We start from the raw sequence: 20,414 nt of genomic DNA on the forward strand, positions 1-20,414 counted from the left end.
ATAAACCCGCAGGCTACAAGCTGGATGAAGAGAAATCAACAGAACTTCCGTTTACCGTAACTTCATCGAACAATGTAATTAAGGTTTATTATGCAGGGGATTATACCCAAACCAAAGAGTTGAGCTACACCGTAGAGTACTACAAAGATGATGCTAAGGTTGATACTCTCACCGAAACCCAAACCGTTTGGATTAACGCAGGGAATACAATAGATGTAAAACCTGTGGATACCTCCAACGACAAATACACCGGCTACAAGTTTGAGAAAACCAACCCCGAAACTCTACCGGAAACCATAGCAAACGGCAGCGTTATCCAGGTGTACTATGTAAAAGATGACGCACAGACACTGCCATATACGGTTGAGTATTACAAGGATGAAGAAACAGCACCGTTTGAAAGTAACGATAAGCTGACCGTACCGATGCATACCCCCACGGTCAACAGTGTAGTGTATGCAAATAAACCCGCAGGTTACAAGCTGGATGAAGAGAAATCAACAAAACTCCCATTTACAGTAACCTCGGCAAACAAGGTCATCAAGGTGTATTACATCAAGGATGATACTCAGAAACTTTCTTACAGCATAGAGTACTATTATGACGAAGAATTAGAGCCATTTGAAACATCTGAAAATACTGTTCTAAAATCTAATCCTATCGTTGAATTTGTACCCGATGCAGAAAGCTTGAAGAAAGGATTTACAAGAGACCGAATCGAACCCGATTTGCCTTTTGAAATTTCTGAAGAAAAGAACGTTATCAAGGTGTATTACAAAGAAATTCCCGACGGCAGCGTGAGTATTCCTGTAACTCATGAGTACTTTACCAATGGCGATAAAGATGGCGTTCAAAACAGTGCTGAAGTTGCACTTACCATTCCATCGGATGGCTCAGAGTTTAAGGTTGAACTTGCTAAAATGTTTGCCGAAAGAATGCGGAGTTTTAATGGTAGAAGCTATTCATTCTCTAAAATTGAAGTAAGAGGCACCTTAAAAGAAAAGCCAATCAATTCGTTGCTTGATGAATCCAAAACAGAAGCACCCGTAACGGAAGAACCTAAAGCTGAGGAGCCAAAACCGGAAGTTCCAGTAACGGAAGAACCTAAGGTTGAGGAGCCAAAACCGGAAGTTCCAGTAACGGAAGAGCCTAAGGTTGAGGAGCCAAAACCGGAAGTTCCAGTAACGGAAGAACCTAAAGTTGAAGAGCCAAAACCGGAAATTCCAGTAACGGAAGAGCCTAAAGCTGAGGAGCCCAAACCGGAAGTTCCAGTAACGGAAGAGCCTAAGGCTGAGGAGCCCAAACCGGAAGTTCCAGTAACGGAAGAGCCTAAAGTTGAAGAGCCAAAGCCGGAAGTTCCTGTAACGGAAGAGCCTAAAGCCGAAGAACCAAAGAGTGACGAACAGAATGTTTCTCAATCTGTAATTGCTAAGACAGCTTCTCGCTCAAGGGCAGTTGTAGTGATGCAATTGTCAACAATAGATGGAATTGCTGCTCAACTCGAAGCACTTGCCCAACAGGCAGCAGCTGCTGAAAAGCAAGACGCCGCACTAAATGAGGTACCATCTGTTCCGCAAGCAGGAGATAAAATTGAGACTCCTGCTCCGTCAAATGCAGAGTCTAAATCCGTTGAGCCAGCCACTGGTACAGATGCTGTTATCACAGAAGAAGCCTTATCTGATACCGAAACTCAGGTTCAACCCAAAGCAGCAGAAGTTACTATTACAAAACCTAAAACAGTTTTGTATACCGATGATTTTGTTTATGACCCTGATTATGACTACGAGGTAATCATCACTTACAAGCGTACTACCGGCGGCGGTGGCGGAGGCGGTAACAAAGACCGCGGTAACAATAATAACGATGATGATGACAATACCGTTATCATCGAAGATCCGGCTGTACCACTGGCACCATTACCGGACGGATTGGTTACTATAGTGGATCCTAAACTTCCTCTTGGCAACCTACCCAAATTTGGCGGCAGCTCCAGAGTGCTGGCTGTGTTCGGTTGCCTTGCTATCGTTGGTTCACTGGCGCTGAAACTGAAAAAAGACGATGAAGATTCTAACGAAAAATAAGCTGTAATCTCATCAACTGCAAACAAATCTATAAGCAAAGAGCTGTTTCACAAGTTAAATTGTGAGGCAGCTCTTTTTTATGCTTTGCTTTTATATTCTTGTGGTGCAATACTGTTTATGGTAACATTAATTGACAAAACGATTTATAATGTGCTAAAATAATAGAAACTAAATATTGGGGAGCTTGTATAGCAGGCTGAGAGGAAGTAATCGAACTTCGACCCTTAAACCTGATTTGGATAATGCCAACGTAGGGAAGATACTGCTTTATCAGCGGAGAACCTTATATTGGTTCTCCGCTATTTTTTTTGAAAGAGATGGATAAAATGAAAAATCTGAACAAACTTGCTCTGGCAGGGATACTAATTGCAGTGGGTGTTGTATGCTCTCCAATTTCTGTCCCGATAGGTGCTGCAAAATGCTTTCCGGTCCAGCACATAATCAACGTGGTGGCGTCGGTTTTGTTAGGGCCGACTTATGCCGTAACGATGGCATTTATTACTTCATTTATTCGTGTGGTTACAGGTACGGGCACACTTTTGGCTTTCCCGGGCAGCATGGTAGGTGCACTGTGCGGTGGGTTGTTGTATAAGTACAGTAGTAAACTTGTTTTTGCGGTAACTGGCGAAATAATCGGCACAGGAGTATTGGGAGCAATAGCAGCTTACCCTATTGCCGTATGGCTTATGGGGCGCAACGCTGCAATTTTGGGGTTTGTTGTACCGTTTTTAATTAGTACGGCAGTGGGCTCGTCCGCTGCTGTTATCATTATTCAAGCACTTAAAAAAGCTGGAGTACTAAAAATTAAAACAAGAAAAGAAGGCGAACACGTAGGCTCATAAAACCAATTGGCATAGTAATTTATTATTTTTTGGGAGTGTAAAATCATGAAAAAAGGTGAAACCTCAATTCTCAGCAATGGGCTGATTTGGTTTGGAGCAGCAGTTTCTATTGCTGAAATATTAACCGGAACATTGCTGGCACCTTTGGGCTTTGCAAAGGGTATTGCGGCAATATTGCTGGGGCATGCAATAGGTTGTATCCTACTTTATTTTGCAGGGTTGATAGGTGCAAAAAGCAAAAAAAGTGCCATGGAAACTGTAAAAATGTCATTCGGCAGCAAAGGTGCACTGCTTTTTTCGGTGCTCAATGTTCTTCAGCTGGTAGGGTGGACAGCCGTTATGATTATTGGCGGAGCAAGAGCAACCGGGGTGATTGCCAACCCGGTTTTACATACACAAGGTGAAGCACTATGGTGTGTTTTGATTGGTGTGTTGATTATTGTATGGATTTTGATAGGCATCAGTAACCTTGGCAAAATCAATGCAATTACCATGAGTGCTCTTTTTCTCATGACAATTGTTATGAGCATGGTTGTATTTCGCGGCGGCACAACATTTGCCCCATTTGGAGAGATGAGCTTTGGCGCAGCGGTAGAGCTCTCGGTTGCTATGCCGCTTTCTTGGCTGCCATTGATCTCAGACTATACCCAATACGCACAACAGCCTAAAGCTGCTACGGCGGTAAGTGCTGTGGTATACTTTTTTACGAGCTGCTGGATGTACATCATCGGTTTGGGTGCCGCAATCTTTACAGCACAATCGGATGTTGCATTGATAATGATGCAGGCGGGGTTGGGTGTGATTGGTGCACTGATTATTATTTTTTCAACTGTAACCACTACTTTTTTGGATGCTTATTCTGCAGGTATAAGTTTTGGCACTATAACAAAAAAAGTAAGCGAAAAATGGGCCGCTGTGGCAGTTTGCATTATTGGTACACTGTTGGCGATTTTTACGCCGATAGAGCAGTATGAGAACTTCTTATATCTCATCGGGTCTGTATTTGCTCCTATGGTTGCCATCTTAATTGCCGACTATTTTATACTAAAAAAAGACCGCTCAAGCCGACCCGTGGATAGTACAAATCTTATTCTATGGGGTATCGGTTTTGTTGTTTACCGCCTATTCATGTCTATAAACACTGTTTTGGGCAATACATTGCCTGTAATGATAATTACTGCAATATTATGTATTCTAGTAAATGGAGGGAAAAGCTATGTTCAGCACAATTTTAAAAAATGTAAAGATTAAAACGCCTTTGGTGCACTGCATTACAAATTACGTTACCGTTAACGATTGTGCAAATATCTTGTTGGCATGCGGTGGCTCTCCGATTATGGCAGACGATGAAGATGAGGTAGAAGAAATTACCTCCATCTGTAATGCACTCGTCATCAACATCGGTACGCTGAATAAAAGAAGCATTCAGTCTATGATGAAAGCAGGCATAAAGGCAAATGAAATGAACCACCCTGTTATTCTTGACCCTGTTGGTGCCGGGGCATCTGCCTTGCGTACTTCTACCACGTTTCAGCTCATGGATAAAATAAAGTTTTCGGTTATTCGCGGGAATATATCTGAAATTAAAACAGTAGCACAGGGCAGCGGTACAACCAAAGGGGTAGATGCTGACATCAGTGATGCCATTACAGATGCAAATTTAGACGAAGCCATTACTTACGCAAAGCAACTGAGCGCAAAAACAGGTGCTGTAATTGCCATTACGGGCGCGATAGATATAGTGGCAGACAGCAGTAAGGCATATGTTATCCGTAACGGAAATGCAATGATGTCGAAAGTTACCGGTACAGGCTGTATGCTTACTGCCGTGATAGCGGCATTTTGCGCAGCAAACCCCGCGCAGCTTACAGAAGCAGTGGCTGCCGCGGTGAGTGCAATGGGCTTATGCGGAGAATTAGCATACAGTCGGCTGCTGAATAATGGAGGAGGGACGTCCACTTATCGCAGTTATATCATAGATGAGATGAGCAAAATGGACGAAACTATCTTAGAAAGAGGGATGAAAATTGAGAGTCGATAAATCTTCCATGCTGCTTTACGCGGTAACTGACCGCACGTGGTTGGGCAGAAGTACTTTGTCTTCGCAGGTAGAAGAATCAATCAAGGCTGGTGTTACTTTTGTGCAGTTGCGCGAAAAGCAACTTGATTTTGATGCATTTGTGGCACAAGCAAAAGAAATCAAATCGGTAACCGATCGGTATCGTATTCCTTTTGTAATCAACGATAATATTGAAGTGGCGCTTGCCTGCAATGCAGATGGAGTGCATGTAGGGCAAGGGGATTTATCTGCCTCTGCTGCGCGCAAAAAATTGGGTGAGCAGAAAATCTTGGGTGTTTCTGTTCAAACAGTGCAGCAAGCGATAGCAGCAGAACAAAGCGGAGCGGATTATCTGGGGGTGGGTGCTGTATTTTCTACTTCCACCAAGATGGATGCAGATGCAGTATCTTTTGAAACATTAAAAAAGATTTGTTCGGCGGTTTCTATCCCTGTGGTTGCCATAGGCGGGATAAACAAAGACAACATTTTGCAGCTCTCCGGCAGCGGAATTGACGGAATAGCCGTTGTTTCGGCAATTTTTGCACAGCCTGACATTACTGTTGCAACAGCTGAATTGCATCAACTGGCACAGAAGATGGTAAATATATAATTAACCTTGTAAGTATAAGAACCGGAGACGCAAAGTTCAGTGTCTCCGGTTCAATTTATGTTGACGGTATCTACAAAATGTAATTCTCAGGAAATAATATATTCCTCAGGAAATTAATTTAGCGATATATTGCTAAGCCAACTTAAAAAATAGATTTACTGCTTAATCAACTGCTACTACTATAAAAAGCCCGATGTGAGATATTTCATCTCGGTTACAAAGGTATAACGCCTAAAGACCAAGCGATTATAAAGCCCCTTCAAACAATACTGCAAACAGTAAAATGATGTTAATGGCAGTTTAAAGTTGACCTAAGTTTGAAAACAATAGTATAATAGGGTAAAGGATGTAGAAAAAGAAGGAGATTTGTCATGCCCCCTTTACACTTATTGATAAAGCCTGCGTCAGGGAATTGTAATATGCGGTGCAACTATTGTTTTTATGCAGATATTACAGAAAACAGAGAAGTTGCGTCTTACGGAATAATGAACCTCTCTACATTAGAGAACATAGTAAAAAAGACTTTGTCGGCTGCTTCAATGGAATGCACTTTTGCCTTTCAGGGTGGCGAACCGACGCTTGCAGGTCTTGATTTTTATAAGAAGTTGATTGAATTCGAACAAAAATACAATACCAAGAATCTTACCATACATCATGCCATACAAACCAATGGCTATGTTATTGACCGTGAATGGGCACAATTTTTGGCGGAACATCGTTTTTTGGTTGGGCTTTCTTTGGATGGAATTAAGGATACTCATGATTTGTACCGTATGGATAATGCCCAGAAGGGCACTTTTTCCAAAACAATGCATGCGGCTCAGTTGTTCGACACCTATGGGGTGGAATACAATATCCTTACGGTAGTAGCCAAACAGCTTGCAAAAAATATTAGAAAAGTATATGCTTTTTATAAAAGAAATCATTTTATATATCAGCAGTATATCCCTTGTCTTGACCCCATTGGCGAACAGCGGGGGGGGCATGATTACTCGCTTACTCCGAAGTTATACGGTGAATTTTTGATGAATTTGTTTGACCTGTGGTATAGGGATATGATGCAGGGTGAAAAGGTTTCTATCAGATATTTTGATAACCTTATATCTATGTTGTGGGGTTACCCCCCCGAAAGCTGCAGTATGTGGGGGCAGTGCAGCAGGCAAAATGTTGTAGAATCAGACGGAGAGGTTTACCCATGCGATTTTTATGTGCTGGATGAATATAAGTTGGGGAACCTCAACAACAGCGATTTTGCGCAGATCAATGATTGCAGAGAGGGGATTGGATTTATTAATCAATCCCTTTCCATAGCAACTGAATGCAGCGAATGTCAATGGTATCCGCTTTGCCGCGGAGGATGCCGAAGAGACCGCGACTACATTGAAAACGGCGCATTGGCTCTCAACTTTTTTTGCGAATCTTATAAGATGTTTTTTAATTACGCGTACGACCGATTGAAAGAAATCGCACTAAAATACAGCAAATAAAACAAATATCATTGTCCCCAAGCATTTACAGTACATTTGCTCTATATGTTGTTTTTAAACATAAAACACAACCAAAACTTGTTTATTGCATAACGCAAAAATAATAGATTACAATAATAGCAAGTACTATGCGGCAAATGTAATTTATGCTATACTAAAATAAAAAGGGGCATTGGTATGAAACGCTTGATTGGCTATGCAGAAGAGTATTTAAAAATAGCAAACTGGAAAGATATTGCACTTTTAAAAATTTGCCTTTATGCAGCAGGCATTATGATGGGGATGGCATTGCCTAAAAAGTTCCATAAACCTGCCGCATTTATTACAACAACAGTTTTTACCGCCACCTATATTCCTTTGGTTTTGAAGTTTTTAAACGTTGTAGGCTCTCACGATTTAAAAAATTGAATGATTCACCAAGGTTTCCCATCCTCGCTTTTTTGTGCACAAAAGGCGAGGACTGTTTTTTGTTAAAATGGTAGCATAAATACAAGGAGATGATGGCATGGAATGGCTAGACCAATTGAACGACGCGCTTGATTACATGGAGCAAAATCTACAAGGTGAAATTGACTATCATCAGGCGGCAAAGCTTGCGTGCTGCTCGGTATTTCACTTTCAGCGTATGTTCTCGTACATTGCAGGGGTGCCGTTATCGGAGTATATTCGGCGCAGACGTATGACGGCAGCGGCATTCGATTTGCAAAACGGTGAAAGAGTACTGGATGTAGCACTCAAATACGGCTACAATTCACCAACCTCATTTAACCGTGCATTTCAAAGCATCCATGGGATATCGCCGTCAACTGCGCAAAAACAGGGCGTTGGTCTCAAAGCGTTTCCGCGCATCAGCTTCAAAATTACCATTAAAGGAGAAGCAGAAATGGATTACCGCATCGAAAAAAAAGAGGCATTTCGGGTAGTTGGCGTAAAAACGCCGATGGAAAAGGATGTAGAAAAAAATTTCACGACTATCCCCCAATTTTGGCAACAGGTTAGCGAGCAGGGGAAAATTCCGCAGCTTTGCGAGCTGATGAACAGCCAGCCTATGGGGATAATGGGGCTTAGCGCTTGTATGGATGCAGACGAAAACTGGGAATATTATATTGCCGTATCCAGCAATAAAAAAGCTGTAGAGGGTTTGTCTGAGTACACAATTCCTGCAAAAACATGGGCAATCTTTTCGGGGGAAGGGGCAATGCCGCTTGCGATACAGGAACTTGAAAAACGTATTATTACAGAATGGCTGCCTACCTCCGGGTATGAGTATGCAGATGCGCCCGACATTGAATTGTACCTAAATGCAGACCCCGCCAATGCAAAATTTGAGGTGTGGGTGCCCGTTCAAAAGAAAGCTAAAAATTAGCCCAAAAGTACTGTATTCTATTTTTAATTGAATTGTTTTTTATGGTATAATTAAAATGCACCTTCTGTGAGTAATTTTACTGCTCAGAAGGTGCATTTGTATTTTAGATTATTCTGTTGTTTTTTAAGCCTTGTTTTGTACAATACGGTAATAGGTGCGTGCGGTGAGCTGATATACGATTAAATAGAATATTGCAAATATCAAAACTGCACCTAAGGTACACAGCAGAAACAACGTGGTGTTGTACATATTAAATGCCATCAACATTTTGCACAGTACGCGGAACGCAACTGAGATATGAACCACAGCCATACCAAGCGGCAAAAAGAATACCATAAGCACCTGCTTTTGAATGGTACTGCGAACCTCTTTATCGCTCATACCTACTTTTTGCATAATCTGAAAACGGTCGTGGTCATCATAGCCCTCGGTAATCTGTTTGTAGTAGATAATGAGTACGGCTGCAATGAGAAACAATGTTACAAAAAAGATGCCGACAAAAAGCATACTGCCGTAAACTTGGTAAAAACCGCTGCGAGCGGAATCAATGTTATCTACCATGCCGAGATGAGGTACCGTTTCGTTGTAAGCATCTCGCATTGATTCATAAAATTCGGGCAGTTTTTCTGAATCCCCTTTTACATCATATTTGTAATTGTACCAGAGCTTATACCCATCTTTGTTGCTGTTCGTTAGCTCTAAGTTGTTGCTCAAATGTTGTAAATCTTTAAAAGTTGGCACAACAATATACACTCCGTTACCTACACCGATGGTGCTTATATACTTGGGGGGTGCAATTGTACCAGCAACTTTATAACTGCTGTTGACTATTTGAATTGTATTACCATTTAAAGGTGTGCCGCTGATATTAACCAAAACCTCGCCGTCTTTTAGAGATAAATCCGCTCCTGTAATGCGGTTATAATCCTGTAAATTCAAAGCATACATTTCATAAGTGTCTGCGTTGTATATCTTATTTATTTGAAAAGTATCGTCATTTCTTTTTGCAGCAAAAGAGAGCCCGGTATAGCCAACGGCATTTTTTACTTCAAAACCATATCTTTGAGCATGATTTTCTGCGGCTGCTTCCATAAGCTCTTCGCTTTGTTCGCTGGCAATGCTGTTTACTTGTACTTGGCGGTAAAACTTGCCCTGCAAAATATCTTCCTCACCAATAAACAAACAAACGGTGGATGACAACGTAACCAAAACACACGTAGACAAGATGCATATGTTTGCAAGTCCGGTGGCATTTTGCTTCATGCGGTAAATCATACCCGAAACCGAAATAAAGTTTTTGGGCTTATAGTAAAATGTTTTATTTTTGCGCAAGAATTTGAGTACAACAATGCTGCCTGCAATAAACAAACAATATGTGCCAATCATAACCAGCACAACTGCAAATAAAAATGCTCCGATTGCGTCTGAGGCTGTGCGCACCATCAACGAAAGTGTGTAACCGCCGCCTAAAGTGATTGCACCTATTAACGCAATCAGCCAGCGAGATTTGGGCTCGCGTTCGCCCTCTTTGGTACTGTGCAGCAAAGATATGGGGTTTGAGCGTATAATGCCAATGATATCGAATAGCAGTACAACTGCAAAACCCAAACCAAACAGGATAAAGGTAGAAAATATGGACTGTAGAGGAATTTGAAAGGTAAGTGCTGACGGTAAACCAACAATTTTTAGCAACAGAAGGAATAAAAGTTGGCTGAACAGTGCACCGCTTGCAATACCGCAAAAAATGCTGATTGCTCCGGCAATGGCAACCTCCCAAAGCATTACAATGGAGATATGCCGTTTTTCCATACCTAAAATGCTGTACAAACCAAACTCTTTTTTGCGGCGTTTCATAATAAAACTATTGATGTAAAAAAGAATAATCAGCGATAAAAATCCGCATATCCATGTGCTAAACATTAAAATGATGCCCATGGTTCCTCCACCCTTAATATTGCTGTGCGACACCATATAGGTAACCGAACTGAGGATGTAGAACAGCGAGACAATCAGCGACCCTGCCAGTAAATACGGCACGTAAATGCTTTTATTCTTTTTGATATTGGTAACTGCTAAACGAGGGTAAAAAGCCTTATTCACGTGCTTTCCCTCCTGTAGCCAGAACAGTAAGCGTATCCGATATTTTTTGGTACATTTCCTCGTTGCTCAGCTTGCCTTTATAAAGCTGATGGAACACGGTGCCGTCTTTGATAAACAATACGCGCCCTGCATGGCTTGCCGCACGTGTACTGTGGGTTACCATTAAAATTGTTTGCCCCTCGTTGTTAATTCCCTGAAAAACACGCAGCAATCCGTCCGTCGCTTTCGAATCCAAAGCGCCCGTTGGTTCATCTGCTAGTACCAGCTTTGGCGAGGTAATCAGTGCACGGGCAACAGCCGCACGCTGTTTTTGCCCGCCCGAAACTTCATAAGGGTATTTCTCCAATAAATCGGCTATGCCAAGCTTTTCGGCAATTGGTTTTAAACGTTTTTCCATTTCATCATAAGGCTTGTGTGACAATACAAGAGGAAGAAAGATGTTATCTTTCAACGAAAAGGTATCTAACAGGTTGAAATCTTGAAACACAAATCCCAAATTATCACGACGGAATTTAGACATTTGCCCGTCAGGAATATTTGCTGTGCTTTTGCCGTTTAACAAAACCTCGCCGCCGGTGGGCTTGTCCAAAGATGCCAAAATATTCAGCAGGGTGGTTTTACCCGACCCCGATTCACCCATAATTGCTACATACTCACCTTGTTCTACCGTAAAATTAACGTCGGTTAAAGCTTGTACCTGGTTACCTCCAAAACGGGTTGTATATATTTTTTTCAAATGCTTTACCTCTAAAAGTGACATCGCGTAAATCCTCCTAGATAATTTAGTTTATAGATATAGTATAAGAAAAAAAGAAATGTACAGCCATCGAAAGGACTTACATTTCTTTTCTCAAACCTTACATTTGTGTAAGGTGCTGTGTTTTACTCGATGTCGAACTTCTCTCGTGAGAGTAAAAGCTTTACGGTTGTACCCTTGCCCACCATAGAGGTAACTGTAATAGAATGCCCTAAAATCAGCAGCGCCTGTTTGCAAAGGCTTAAGCCAATGCCTGTAGAGCGTTTATCTAATCTGCCGTTATAGCCCGTATATCCCCAATCAAAAACTCTTGGTAAATCTTCCGGCTGTATGCCGATACCCGTATCCTCAATCACGAGTGTATCCGCTGAATATTTGTCAAGATAGATGGAAACTTTGCCCTCCTGTGTGTACTTTACCGCGTTGGTAAGCAGTTGTTCAATTACAAACACCAACCATTTTTCATCTGTGATGATACGTCGGTTAAGGTTGGATAGATTTACACCGATGTTTTTATGAATAAATAAAGTGGATACTCTTTTCAAAGCTTGCTTTACCAAAGCATCCAGTGAGTATTCCTGTAAAACCAAATCTTTTGCATCCATACCCAACCGCTGGTATTGCAATACCATTTCTACATACTGTTCTGTTTTGAATAATTCCTGTTCCAGCGCGCTGCAGTTTAAATTTTCTTCTTGCAAAAGCAGCCGAATGGCAGCAATGGGTGTTTTAATTTGGTGCGACCATAATGTATAATATCGGTTGGCATCAACTGCATTTTGGCGCGTTTTTTCTTCTGCATTTTGGCATCGTTCTTCCATAAGATAGAGCATATCCTGGTAGTTTTTCTCCAATAGGTCATAGGCGAGAGGTAATTCGCCTAAATGCAGTGTTGCCTGCTTTTTCAGGATATGCAGCTGTGAGGTTTTTTTGTGGTAGCTATGAAAATCCAAAACACAAAAACCAATTGTAACTGCAATTATAATGATGGATGCATAAAAGGCAGGCCCCCACGGCAAGCCATATAACCAGTATACCAACAGAATGATCGTCAAATAAATAGCAACCAATAATAAAGTGTTTCTTCGGCTTTTACAATAGGCGGTTAACACTGTAATCCAATTCATTATGAAGCCTCCACCAAATAGCCTATGCCTTTTTTGGTTACAATATAGTCTGCAAGCCCGATGCTCTCGAGTTTTCTGCGTAAGCGGGTGATGTTTACGGTAAGCGTATTGTCGTCGATAAAGCTTTCAGTTTCCCACAAAGTTTTCATGATGTGCTCTCTTGTAACCGTGTTGCCGATGTTTTCCATCAGTAACTGCATAATTTTAAACTCATTTTTGGTAAGCTCTATGCGCTCTTCGCCGTAAAGCAAAGTAGATTCGCCCAAGTTTAGAGTAACGCCATTGTGTGTTAGTATGTTTAAATCGGCACCAAAAGAATAGGTACGCCGAAGGATTGCCTGTATTTTTGCCGTTATAACTTCCAAATTAAAAGGTTTCGATACAAAATCGTCCGCCCCCAAATTAATTGCCATAACCAAATTCATATCGTCACTTGCGGATGAAATGAAAATAATTGGTGTCTGGCTGATTTTACGTATTTCGGAGCACCAATGGTAACCATTAAAAAACGGCAAAGAGATATCAAGGAGCACTAAATGCGGCTGATAAGCTTCAAACTGCTCTAGCACGCTGCCAAAGTTTGTTACCGTCTCAACTAAGTATCCCCACTTTTTCAGTTGACGCTCCAATACCTCAGTAATTGTGGTGTCATCTTCTACAATTAAAATTTTATACACCATATTCCTCCTTTATGGACAAGAAGACTCTTGAAAAAATCTGGCTCTTTATCAATAAATTTATTCTTATCATATTCATTATTTTAAATCATGAGTTAAATAAGTTAAAGCAATATTTGTAAATTCCCATACAATGCAAACATCGCGGCAAGATTTGTGCCGCGATGTTGCTGTGTTATAGTAATTAAGAATTAAAAACTAAACGGGTTGTGGGTTATATGCCAAAAAACATCATCTGCTTACGTAAATTTTCTGCTTGGGGAGGTAATGTTAAAGGATTTACATCTTTGTTTGCTTTATATAGGTGCATAATTTCGGTAAATACCTCGTAAAATCCATTTTTTAATTCAAAATTTTCGCTTAGCTTTACTTTTTTCTTGTATCTGTCTAATAATTCGTAGTATTTACCGTTTGCGTTATTCAGTTGGTATAAATCCATTTCAGAATCAGCCCAACAGCAATTAAATGGGTCTATAACTGCGGATACCGATGTCATAGGTTCATTCAACAAAATGTTCCAAGTGTTGTAATCGCCATGAATTAAACGCGCATGTTCAATAGGTAAATAAAAAACTTTGTCATAATTGTCATAAGCCTTACAAACAACTTTAAAAATAAAATCATCCAGCCTTTGCTGTAAATGCATCGTTTGGGCATTTAAAAAAATGGAATCGGCTTGTTTTTTATAGTGAACCCGCCAGTCGGTGTCGTATTGTTTTGCACCTATATCACCAAAGCCTTTAGGGTTAATGGTTTGATGATAGCTAATTAAGTTTTCCACCATTTTATCTGCAATTGTCTCTTTGGTTTGTTCAGGCAATGGTTCGATGTTTCCTGCATTTACTCCATCGATGTACTCCATTGCCAATATGTCGTATGGGATAACATCATCACTGTCATGCATAAAATAGACTTTTGGCATTTTAACAGTAGCATGGCTTGCAAGAATCTCCAATTGCAGTGCTTCTTTTTCTGCCAAATGGGGGTAGAGATAAATTTTTAATACTACTTTAAAAGGTTCCTGCTTTAATGCAGCCGCATAAACACGACCGTAAAAACCTCCGCCTAAAAATTTAATTTGTACCGGATCTTCATCATAATACCTTTGAACTATATTTTTTACTGCCTGTTCCATCTTTTCACCTCAATTACCATTATAACCCAATAAGTTTTGCGTGCCTAGCTAACTTTAATCAAAGTTTATGGACTTTTATCTCGAAATAGCCATAAAAACAATTGTAATGTCAATGCGTGGTCGCACATTACAAAGGTCGAAATGATGGAAAACGTTTTATCATCGGAGTGGACAGGTTATTGAAGATACAATATTATAGATCAAAGTAATAAGAATTCAGCAAATAATCCTGCTGATATTTCACAGCAAGCTTTAACAGGTAATTTTTTATGGTATGCTCTGAAATGTTTCCTTGTTCAAAATTTTTAGTCATCTTAATAAAACTTGCTTTTTCTTTTTCGGATGCTGTGTTTTTAAAATAGCCCCAAACATGCTGCAATGCATTTATAAATTTACCTTGATTGGTTTGTTGATAAAGTGCATCTTCGAGCAATTCGTAAAACCCAACTGCGGGATATTTGCTTTTATTTTTTAGAATCTTTCTGATTTCAAGATAATCTTGCGGAGATTTTTCTAAAACAGAATATTTGTATTTACTCCATTCATCCTCAAGCGCACCAATTTTTTTCGTATCCGAAGTACAAAGGATGCACTTAACGGCAGAAAGGTTTTTATCTTTAACTTCGAGCATAATATCAATGTCTTTTGAGTCCAAGCCGTTATAATAATCTAAAAAATCCCGTATGTGAATGGTAGATGAATGCGAACCGGGCTTTTTCGACGGTTCTTGCTGCGAATAGTGTATTTTTTGACATCCGTCGGTTTGCTTCCATGTCTTTTTGCATTCATTAATCCAAAAATTATCCGTATGCAAATTGTCGCAAGGGTTTACGGAGTGATGCAAATTATCAAAAACAACAGGGGCACTCAACTTTGAAGCAATGTCTAATACATCTGCAATATGATAGGACTTATCATCATTTTCAAAGATGAGGCGTTTTTTTATTGCTTCGCTCAAATAACTGTAGTGGATAAGAAAACGTTCGATTGCAGCCTTTTTATCTTGATAGATACCCCCGATGTGCAAGATGATTTTGCTGTCACTGCCAAGCCTCATACTGTCCATCAGGCTACAGTGGTACTCTAAATCAGATATCGCATTTTTAACCACCTCTGCATTCGGAGAATTCAAAACTGTATACTGCCCTGGGTGCATAGATAAGCGAATTCGGTTTTGTAATGCTTTATCACCCAGCTGTTTTAATTTTTGTGAAAATTTCTCTTGCCAAGAAAAAGGGTAATCGGGCCTTGAGGCGAAGGGGATCAAATCAGAACTTACACGAAACAGATGTATTCCGGTACGGATATTATAATTGAGCATATTATCGAAACAATTCAGGTTATGCTCGGTTATTTCAAAAAGGCGGGCAGCATCGGCATTTTTGAGCATACAGTTTTTTAACGCAGTATCGCGTACGCCAACGGTTAGGCATGCATATCCTATTCTCATATTACCATTCCTTTCTTGTAAAACCGTGCCAACATTATGTTACATAAACAATACAACTTTTTGATGAATTTTGTCAATTGATTTCAATTTTAACTCATTGATTCAAATGGTCACCAATTAAATGAAAAAAACGTGCAGCTAAACAATGTGTTTTGCTGCACGCCTTTTTACGCAATTATTTGCTGGCAAAGCTGTAATAATTTTTGATTGGCTCGATTGTTTTTACGGTTGGCTTTTTCAAAAGCAAAAGGCTCTCTGTATGCCATCGAATATTCACCGCATACATCCATACCGATGACTGTATGTGTGTTTGCTATTGTTTCAAATGCATTTAAAAATTCTTCAGGTTCCATTTCTCCATGATTCCAGTTGGTTTCGGCTACTTTCTTGCAAAACACGTCTTTATCAACCGAAATGTATACCGGATAATGGATTTTTTTAGATAAATCAAGGTGCCAATTGGGCGTTTTTTCAATCTTGCTGTATGGATACAAAATTACTTTTTCTTTTAAGGATTTATCAATCATATGTAAAGAATGCTCGCTGGTACCAACAATTGCAACCTGTTTTAATCGTTTTTGCTTGAGCAAAGCTGTTCTTAACCAGCCGCCGCACGAAAGCAGTTCATCAAACACAGGTTTTTGCATATCACTGTGGTTATCAAACAAAATCAGTGCGTAGTCTTCTTGGATTTTTTGTGTAAGGAATAAACTGATGTAATGGTAATTGCCTGAGCCGAGAAAGCTTAGTTTTGACAGTTGGATATCTTTAAGCCTTTCTTGCAAATTCTTTTGTGCATAAATATCACAATAAGAATTGGTACCGATTAATTTTTGCGTATCAATCCATCGGCAGTTGTGTCCTTGATAAAAATCCTGGGTTTTATAAATGCCGTCAAAGTCAAATAAAAGAATTTTATTTTCCATTGTACCTCCATCGTATTTACAAAACATTTTTAATCAAAAGCACAGTGCTTTTGTATGAAGATGCTAAATTCACTTTGTACTTTTAGCTTAAAGTCACCCCGCAAACATAAATAAACTACATTTCATTCTATCATGCAAACCAAGAAAAAGCCAATGTGCGCCGTTTAACGTTATTTATATAGCCTTATTTACAATATTCATTCATTAAACGACGGTACAGCATGTAATTTTCAAAAGAAACTTCTTCGGGCACACCATGGTCACAAGTAGGTATAAAACCGCCGCGTTTGCGCATAGCGGGCATAATATAATCCAAATGGCGTTTTATGGCATCTCCACCCTGTGTAATCATACGTTTGTCTATCCCGCCCGACATGCGCAAATCGGGGTGCTGCCGGCCGATTTTTACAACATCACAAAACGAGGCAACCTCAAACGGGCTCATATAGTCGCAGCCAATCTCTTTGTAAATTGCAATCACATCACCGCAGTATCCATCTGTATCTATTTGTAAATGCAAAGGACGTGCATGGTCAATATTTCTTGTTTTCATATTATTGTATAACTGCTGGTAATAGGGCAGCAAAAACTCTTTCATCATTTCGGGCGAAATCAATGCACCGTTGTTGTAACAAATATCTTCGCCAAAAAATAGTTCATCAAAAGCAACAACCCTTTGGTGTTCGGCAATGACAGCGTCGGCAAGCTCAAACCAGGTTTTCATACAATCGTGGATCAATTCGGGCTCGTCGTAAAACATGTAAAGCAATTCTTCAGGTCCAATCAGGCTGCGTAAGTACATATATCCACCTACACAGCATTGAACGACAGAGTTCCCTTTTTCAGCCCCGATGATTGCTTTTTCAATTTCTTCCTTTGTAGTGTTCATCCTTCCGGGCGTATTAGGGTTCATACGCCATTTTACATTGCGTTCCCATGTATCCCAGTCTTTTACGGGGTGGTCAACATATTCAGGCATAAAGCCATTGCGCCGTCCTTTAAAGCAAAGCACACTTCGCCCGGCAAAATCCTGCACCAACTCATAGTCCCCTCTGTCTTCCATCACTTTTTCATCAAATTTTGGGAAGAAACCTGCTTCACACCAGCCCAAACCGTATATTTCATTAATTGCGGGTTCGTCGTACAAAAATATCTCTCTCAAATATGCATCATAGTCTGCAACTTGATCACGAGGTTTTAAAAACCCCTCTTCAATCCAGCGGTCTAGCACATAAAAGCCAAATTCTTTTTGATAAATAGGGGCATCTGGTGTAATTGCATAAAAATCTCTTATTTTTTTTGCTGATACGCTCATGTTTTTATAATCTACTAAACTGTATCTGTTTTCTTGCATTCGAAATACCTCCATGTTAAGATTGAGATGTTATATATAGAATAGTGCAAAAATCAGAGCGAAAGAATGGATAAATCGGATATTTTTATATACTTTTCGGTTTGTGGAGGATTGTATCATGTATGTGGATTTTAGTCAGGCAATGCAGCCTGAACCCAGCCCCCGTGTTTATTTGGAGTCTGTCTACCACCTTAGTGCGGATAAGTCTTACCATGTATATCACAACCCTTTGCCCTGTGGCAGTTATATTTTGATTTATGTCACATCGGGTGAAGGTGTTATGCATTGCAGCGAAAAAACATTTTCTTTAACCTCAGGTACAGTTTTGCTGGCAACGCCCTATTACCAAAAGTTCGAGTACTACACCAACGGCGAACAATGGGGGTTTTGGTGGTTTGAGTTTTATAGTGATTTTGTCCCATTTGAGGTGAATACGAACTATCAAATTCAAATGGACAGTTTTCTTTCGCAACTTTGTGAATATAGTTTAAGCCTTCATAAGCAAGAAAAGCTCTCGGCTTCTTCCGCAATGTTATCAAGTTTACTCACACTCATATCCCATCAACTTACCGAAGAGAGCCATACGGACTGCAAGCGCAATTTGCTATACAAAGCCCAATTGTACATTAAAGAGAATCTTGCGCATGTAACGGTAGCTGCACTCGCACGGGCAGTGGGCTTAAACGAGCGCGCCTTGCGCAGTTTATTTAATGAATATGAAAATAAGTCGCCGAAAGACTATATTTTATCGGTAAAATATAATACAGCTTGTTATATGCTAAAAAACACGACAAAAAGCATAGGTGAAATATCGAACCTTTTGGGGTTTTCCAGTCAATTTCATTTCAGCAAAGCATTTAAAGAACACTTTGGGCTTACACCAAGTTCTTACCGCGACAAAGAATATTGGAGCGATTATCTTTAAAAGAATAGTGGCAGTATCCTTGCTGCTGTTATTGAGATTAAAAATTATAAAAACAGACAAAATGTCCACTTTTATTGGTTATTTTGTCTGTTTTTTGTCAAAATCAATTAGATGTTTCGCCGAAAATAATACTAAATTTCGTCAATCAAAAAATAGTACTATAAAACGAAAGCCAATGTATTTACGTAAAAGCCTTTAGTGTGTAAGATAAGAATAGAGTTATTTATAGATATTTTTACCGACATAACGGTTTTAACACAAGATGATAAAGGAGCACCAACATTATGGCACAAATAGAACAAGATTCAAGGTTCATAGCCACCCACTTGGGCGATGATTACGAAAAGTACTTGGGTGCAGTGGTTCCGCCTGTTTTTATGAATTCGCTGCACGTATTCCCGAATACACAAGCATATTTAAATTTTGATATTACAGACCCCGAGCAATACACTTACGGCCGTGTAGCCAACCCCACGGTACGTATTGTAGAGCAAAAAATTGCCGCTTTGGAAAAAGGCGCGATGGCACTGTGTTTTGCCTCGGGTATGGCAGCGGCAACCACTGCAGTTTTATCTGTTTGCAAAGCGGGCAGCCATGTAATTTGTGTTAAAAATATTTACGGCCCTATGAAGAACTTTTTAGAGCAGTACTGTGTTCAGACGCTGAATATGAGTGTTACCTTTGTAAAAGGAGATTGCATAGAAGATTTTGAGGCGGCAATTACCGACCATACGCACATGATTATTTTAGAGAGCCCAACCTCTTTGGTTTTTACTTTGCAAGATTTAGCAGCAATTGCAAAGCTGGCAAAAAAACACCACATCACCACCTATATTGACAATACGTATTGCACGCCTCTTTACCAAAACCCATTGGAGCTTGGTATCGATTTGGTGATGCATACTACTTCTAAATATCTGGGAGGACATAGCGACTTGATTGGCGGCGTTCTAGTGAGCAATGACCACGAATTTATGCAAAAAAAAGTATCGGTCATGCGTGAGTTCTTGGGGGGGATTTCAGGGCCTGCGGAAGCATGGCTCGTTATGCGTGGTATTCGCTCACTAGAAGTGCGCCTCCCGGTTCATCAACAAACCGCTTTACAAGTTGCAAACTTTTTAGAAGGTCATCCGTTGGTAGAGCGGGTATATTATCCCGGTCTCAAAAGTCACCCGCAGTACGAATTGGCGCAACGCCAGCAAAAAGGCAGCTGCGGTTTGCTCAGCTTTGAACTGAAGACTGACCCCGATACCACCAGAAAATTTGTTGATAGCCTAAAACTGTTTAAAATCGGAGTATCTTGGGGAGGTTTTGAAAGCCTTGTCAGTTTGCCTTGCTACAACAGTTCTGAACAAACATGCAGCTGGTTGGGCTGTTCGCGCGGAATTGTACGTATCCATTGCGGACTGGAAGGTGCAGAGAATCTGATTGAAGACCTGCGTCAAGCACTGGAGCAGATAAAATAATATTGTACCTCTGCCGCCTGAATGGCGTGCAACGATAGAATCATAGCAGAAA

General features: G+C 40.3%; 18 protein-coding genes and 1 riboswitch. Of the genes, 10 read left to right on the forward strand and 8 right to left on the reverse strand.

From position 1 onward, the window contains the following. The 8 genes from EDD70_RS15030 to EDD70_RS14300 all read left to right on the forward strand — a co-directional run. Positions 1–2,081: prolipoprotein diacylglyceryl transferase (locus EDD70_RS15030; protein ID WP_341466717.1), on the forward strand; the 2,081-nt coding region annotated here is incomplete at its 5' end. A 166-nt stretch (positions 2,082–2,247) separates the two neighbouring features. Then, positions 2,248–2,355, forward strand: a riboswitch (TPP riboswitch). Positions 2,356–2,407: 52 nt separating this feature from the next. Continuing rightward, the gene (gene thiW / locus EDD70_RS14270) at positions 2,408–2,923 is read left to right on the forward strand and encodes an energy coupling factor transporter S component ThiW (protein ID WP_341465137.1); all 516 of its coding nucleotides are present in this window, start codon (positions 2,408–2,410) and stop codon (positions 2,921–2,923) included. A 45-nt stretch (positions 2,924–2,968) separates the two neighbouring features. Continuing rightward, entirely contained in the window at positions 2,969–4,174 is a 1,206-nt protein-coding gene (gene cytX / locus EDD70_RS14275; protein ID WP_092756529.1) for a putative hydroxymethylpyrimidine transporter CytX, read from the forward strand. Beyond that, a complete protein-coding gene (gene thiM, locus EDD70_RS14280) occupies positions 4,140–4,964 on the forward strand; it encodes a hydroxyethylthiazole kinase (RefSeq protein WP_092756527.1) in 825 nt (274 codons plus the stop codon). Before cytX ends, thiM begins: the two co-directional genes overlap by 35 nt. Further along, positions 4,951–5,592, forward strand: a complete 642-nt coding sequence (gene thiE, locus EDD70_RS14285; RefSeq protein WP_092756525.1) for a thiamine phosphate synthase — start codon at positions 4,951–4,953, stop codon at positions 5,590–5,592. Before thiM ends, thiE begins: the two co-directional genes overlap by 14 nt. A 371-nt stretch (positions 5,593–5,963) precedes the next feature. Further along, positions 5,964–7,079 carry an anaerobic sulfatase maturase gene (locus tag EDD70_RS14290; protein WP_092756523.1) on the forward strand — a complete coding sequence of 372 codons (1,116 nt, stop codon included), beginning with the start codon at positions 5,964–5,966 and terminating at the stop codon, positions 7,077–7,079. Positions 7,080–7,256: 177 nt separating this feature from the next. Next, positions 7,257–7,487 carry a hypothetical protein gene (locus EDD70_RS14295; protein WP_092756521.1) on the forward strand — a complete coding sequence of 77 codons (231 nt, stop codon included), beginning with the start codon at positions 7,257–7,259 and terminating at the stop codon, positions 7,485–7,487. A gap of 97 nt (positions 7,488–7,584) precedes the next feature. Further along, positions 7,585–8,445: an AraC family transcriptional regulator gene (locus EDD70_RS14300; RefSeq protein ID WP_092756519.1), complete on the forward strand. Its 861-nt coding sequence runs from the start codon at positions 7,585–7,587 to the stop codon at positions 8,443–8,445. A 123-nt stretch (positions 8,446–8,568) separates the two neighbouring features. Here the strand turns inward: EDD70_RS14300 and EDD70_RS14305 are convergent, their stop codons facing one another. From EDD70_RS14305 to EDD70_RS14340, 8 genes are all read right to left on the reverse strand, one after another. After that, on the reverse strand, positions 8,569–10,545 hold the full coding sequence (locus EDD70_RS14305; RefSeq protein ID WP_092756517.1) for an ABC transporter permease: 1,977 nt from the start codon (positions 10,543–10,545) through the stop codon (positions 8,569–8,571). Further along, complete coding sequence (locus tag EDD70_RS14310; RefSeq protein ID WP_092756515.1) at positions 10,538–11,305, reverse strand: ABC transporter ATP-binding protein; 768 nt, start codon at positions 11,303–11,305, stop codon at positions 10,538–10,540. Before EDD70_RS14310 ends, EDD70_RS14305 begins: the two co-directional genes overlap by 8 nt. A 122-nt stretch (positions 11,306–11,427) precedes the next feature. Then, complete coding sequence (locus tag EDD70_RS14315; protein WP_205408628.1) at positions 11,428–12,429, reverse strand: sensor histidine kinase; 1,002 nt, start codon at positions 12,427–12,429, stop codon at positions 11,428–11,430. Then, positions 12,429–13,106 (reverse strand): response regulator transcription factor, encoded by a 678-nt coding sequence (locus EDD70_RS14320; protein WP_092756511.1) that lies wholly within the window; start codon positions 13,104–13,106, stop codon positions 12,429–12,431. Before EDD70_RS14320 ends, EDD70_RS14315 begins: the two co-directional genes overlap by 1 nt. Before the next feature lie 214 nt (positions 13,107–13,320). Continuing rightward, positions 13,321–14,241, reverse strand: coding sequence for a phosphotransferase (locus EDD70_RS14325; protein WP_092756509.1), 921 nt, complete (start codon positions 14,239–14,241; stop codon positions 13,321–13,323). Positions 14,242–14,434: 193 nt separating this feature from the next. Further along, a complete protein-coding gene (gene uvsE / locus EDD70_RS14330) occupies positions 14,435–15,691 on the reverse strand; it encodes a UV DNA damage repair endonuclease UvsE (RefSeq protein WP_092756507.1) in 1,257 nt (418 codons plus the stop codon). Between the two features lie 167 nt (positions 15,692–15,858). Next, entirely contained in the window at positions 15,859–16,617 is a 759-nt protein-coding gene (locus EDD70_RS14335; protein ID WP_162840947.1) for an arginase family protein, read from the reverse strand. 184 nt (positions 16,618–16,801) lie between these two features. Continuing rightward, positions 16,802–17,971: a uroporphyrinogen decarboxylase family protein gene (locus tag EDD70_RS14340; RefSeq protein WP_205408626.1), complete on the reverse strand. Its 1,170-nt coding sequence runs from the start codon at positions 17,969–17,971 to the stop codon at positions 16,802–16,804. A gap of 118 nt (positions 17,972–18,089) precedes the next feature. Here EDD70_RS14340 and EDD70_RS14345 point away from each other — a divergent pair, with 118 nt between their 5' ends. Together EDD70_RS14345 and EDD70_RS14350 are read left to right on the forward strand one after the other, a co-directional pair. Beyond that, positions 18,090–18,896, forward strand: a complete 807-nt coding sequence (locus tag EDD70_RS14345; RefSeq protein WP_092756501.1) for an AraC family transcriptional regulator — start codon at positions 18,090–18,092, stop codon at positions 18,894–18,896. A 284-nt stretch (positions 18,897–19,180) separates the two neighbouring features. Continuing rightward, positions 19,181–20,362 carry a trans-sulfuration enzyme family protein gene (locus EDD70_RS14350; RefSeq protein ID WP_092756499.1) on the forward strand — a complete coding sequence of 394 codons (1,182 nt, stop codon included), beginning with the start codon at positions 19,181–19,183 and terminating at the stop codon, positions 20,360–20,362. Positions 20,363–20,414: the final 52 nt, after the last annotated feature.

Source organism: Hydrogenoanaerobacterium saccharovorans, assembly GCF_003814745.1.
Classification (GTDB): Bacteria; Bacillota; Clostridia; order Oscillospirales; family Ruminococcaceae; genus Hydrogenoanaerobacterium; species Hydrogenoanaerobacterium saccharovorans.

Coding starts and splice junctions, on each gene's coding strand:
- thiW (WP_341465137.1), top strand. CDS start 2,408: ATGAAAAATCTGAACAAACTTGCTCTGGCAGGGATACTAATTGCAGTG.
- cytX (WP_092756529.1), top strand. CDS start 2,969: ATGAAAAAAGGTGAAACCTCAATTCTCAGCAATGGGCTGATTTGGTTT.
- thiM (WP_092756527.1), top strand. CDS start 4,140: ATGTTCAGCACAATTTTAAAAAATGTAAAGATTAAAACGCCTTTGGTG.
- EDD70_RS14290 (WP_092756523.1), top strand. CDS start 5,964: ATGCCCCCTTTACACTTATTGATAAAGCCTGCGTCAGGGAATTGTAAT.
- EDD70_RS14295 (WP_092756521.1), top strand. CDS start 7,257: ATGAAACGCTTGATTGGCTATGCAGAAGAGTATTTAAAAATAGCAAAC.
- EDD70_RS14300 (WP_092756519.1), top strand. CDS start 7,585: ATGGAATGGCTAGACCAATTGAACGACGCGCTTGATTACATGGAGCAA.
- EDD70_RS14310 (WP_092756515.1), bottom strand. CDS start 11,305: ATGTCACTTTTAGAGGTAAAGCATTTGAAAAAAATATATACAACCCGT.
- EDD70_RS14315 (WP_205408628.1), bottom strand. CDS start 12,429: ATGAATTGGATTACAGTGTTAACCGCCTATTGTAAAAGCCGAAGAAAC.
- EDD70_RS14325 (WP_092756509.1), bottom strand. CDS start 14,241: ATGGAACAGGCAGTAAAAAATATAGTTCAAAGGTATTATGATGAAGAT.
- uvsE (WP_092756507.1), bottom strand. CDS start 15,691: ATGAGAATAGGATATGCATGCCTAACCGTTGGCGTACGCGATACTGCG.
- EDD70_RS14335 (WP_162840947.1), bottom strand. CDS start 16,617: ATGGAAAATAAAATTCTTTTATTTGACTTTGACGGCATTTATAAAACC.
- EDD70_RS14340 (WP_205408626.1), bottom strand. CDS start 17,971: ATGCAAGAAAACAGATACAGTTTAGTAGATTATAAAAACATGAGCGTA.
- EDD70_RS14345 (WP_092756501.1), top strand. CDS start 18,090: ATGTATGTGGATTTTAGTCAGGCAATGCAGCCTGAACCCAGCCCCCGT.
- EDD70_RS14350 (WP_092756499.1), top strand. CDS start 19,181: ATGGCACAAATAGAACAAGATTCAAGGTTCATAGCCACCCACTTGGGC.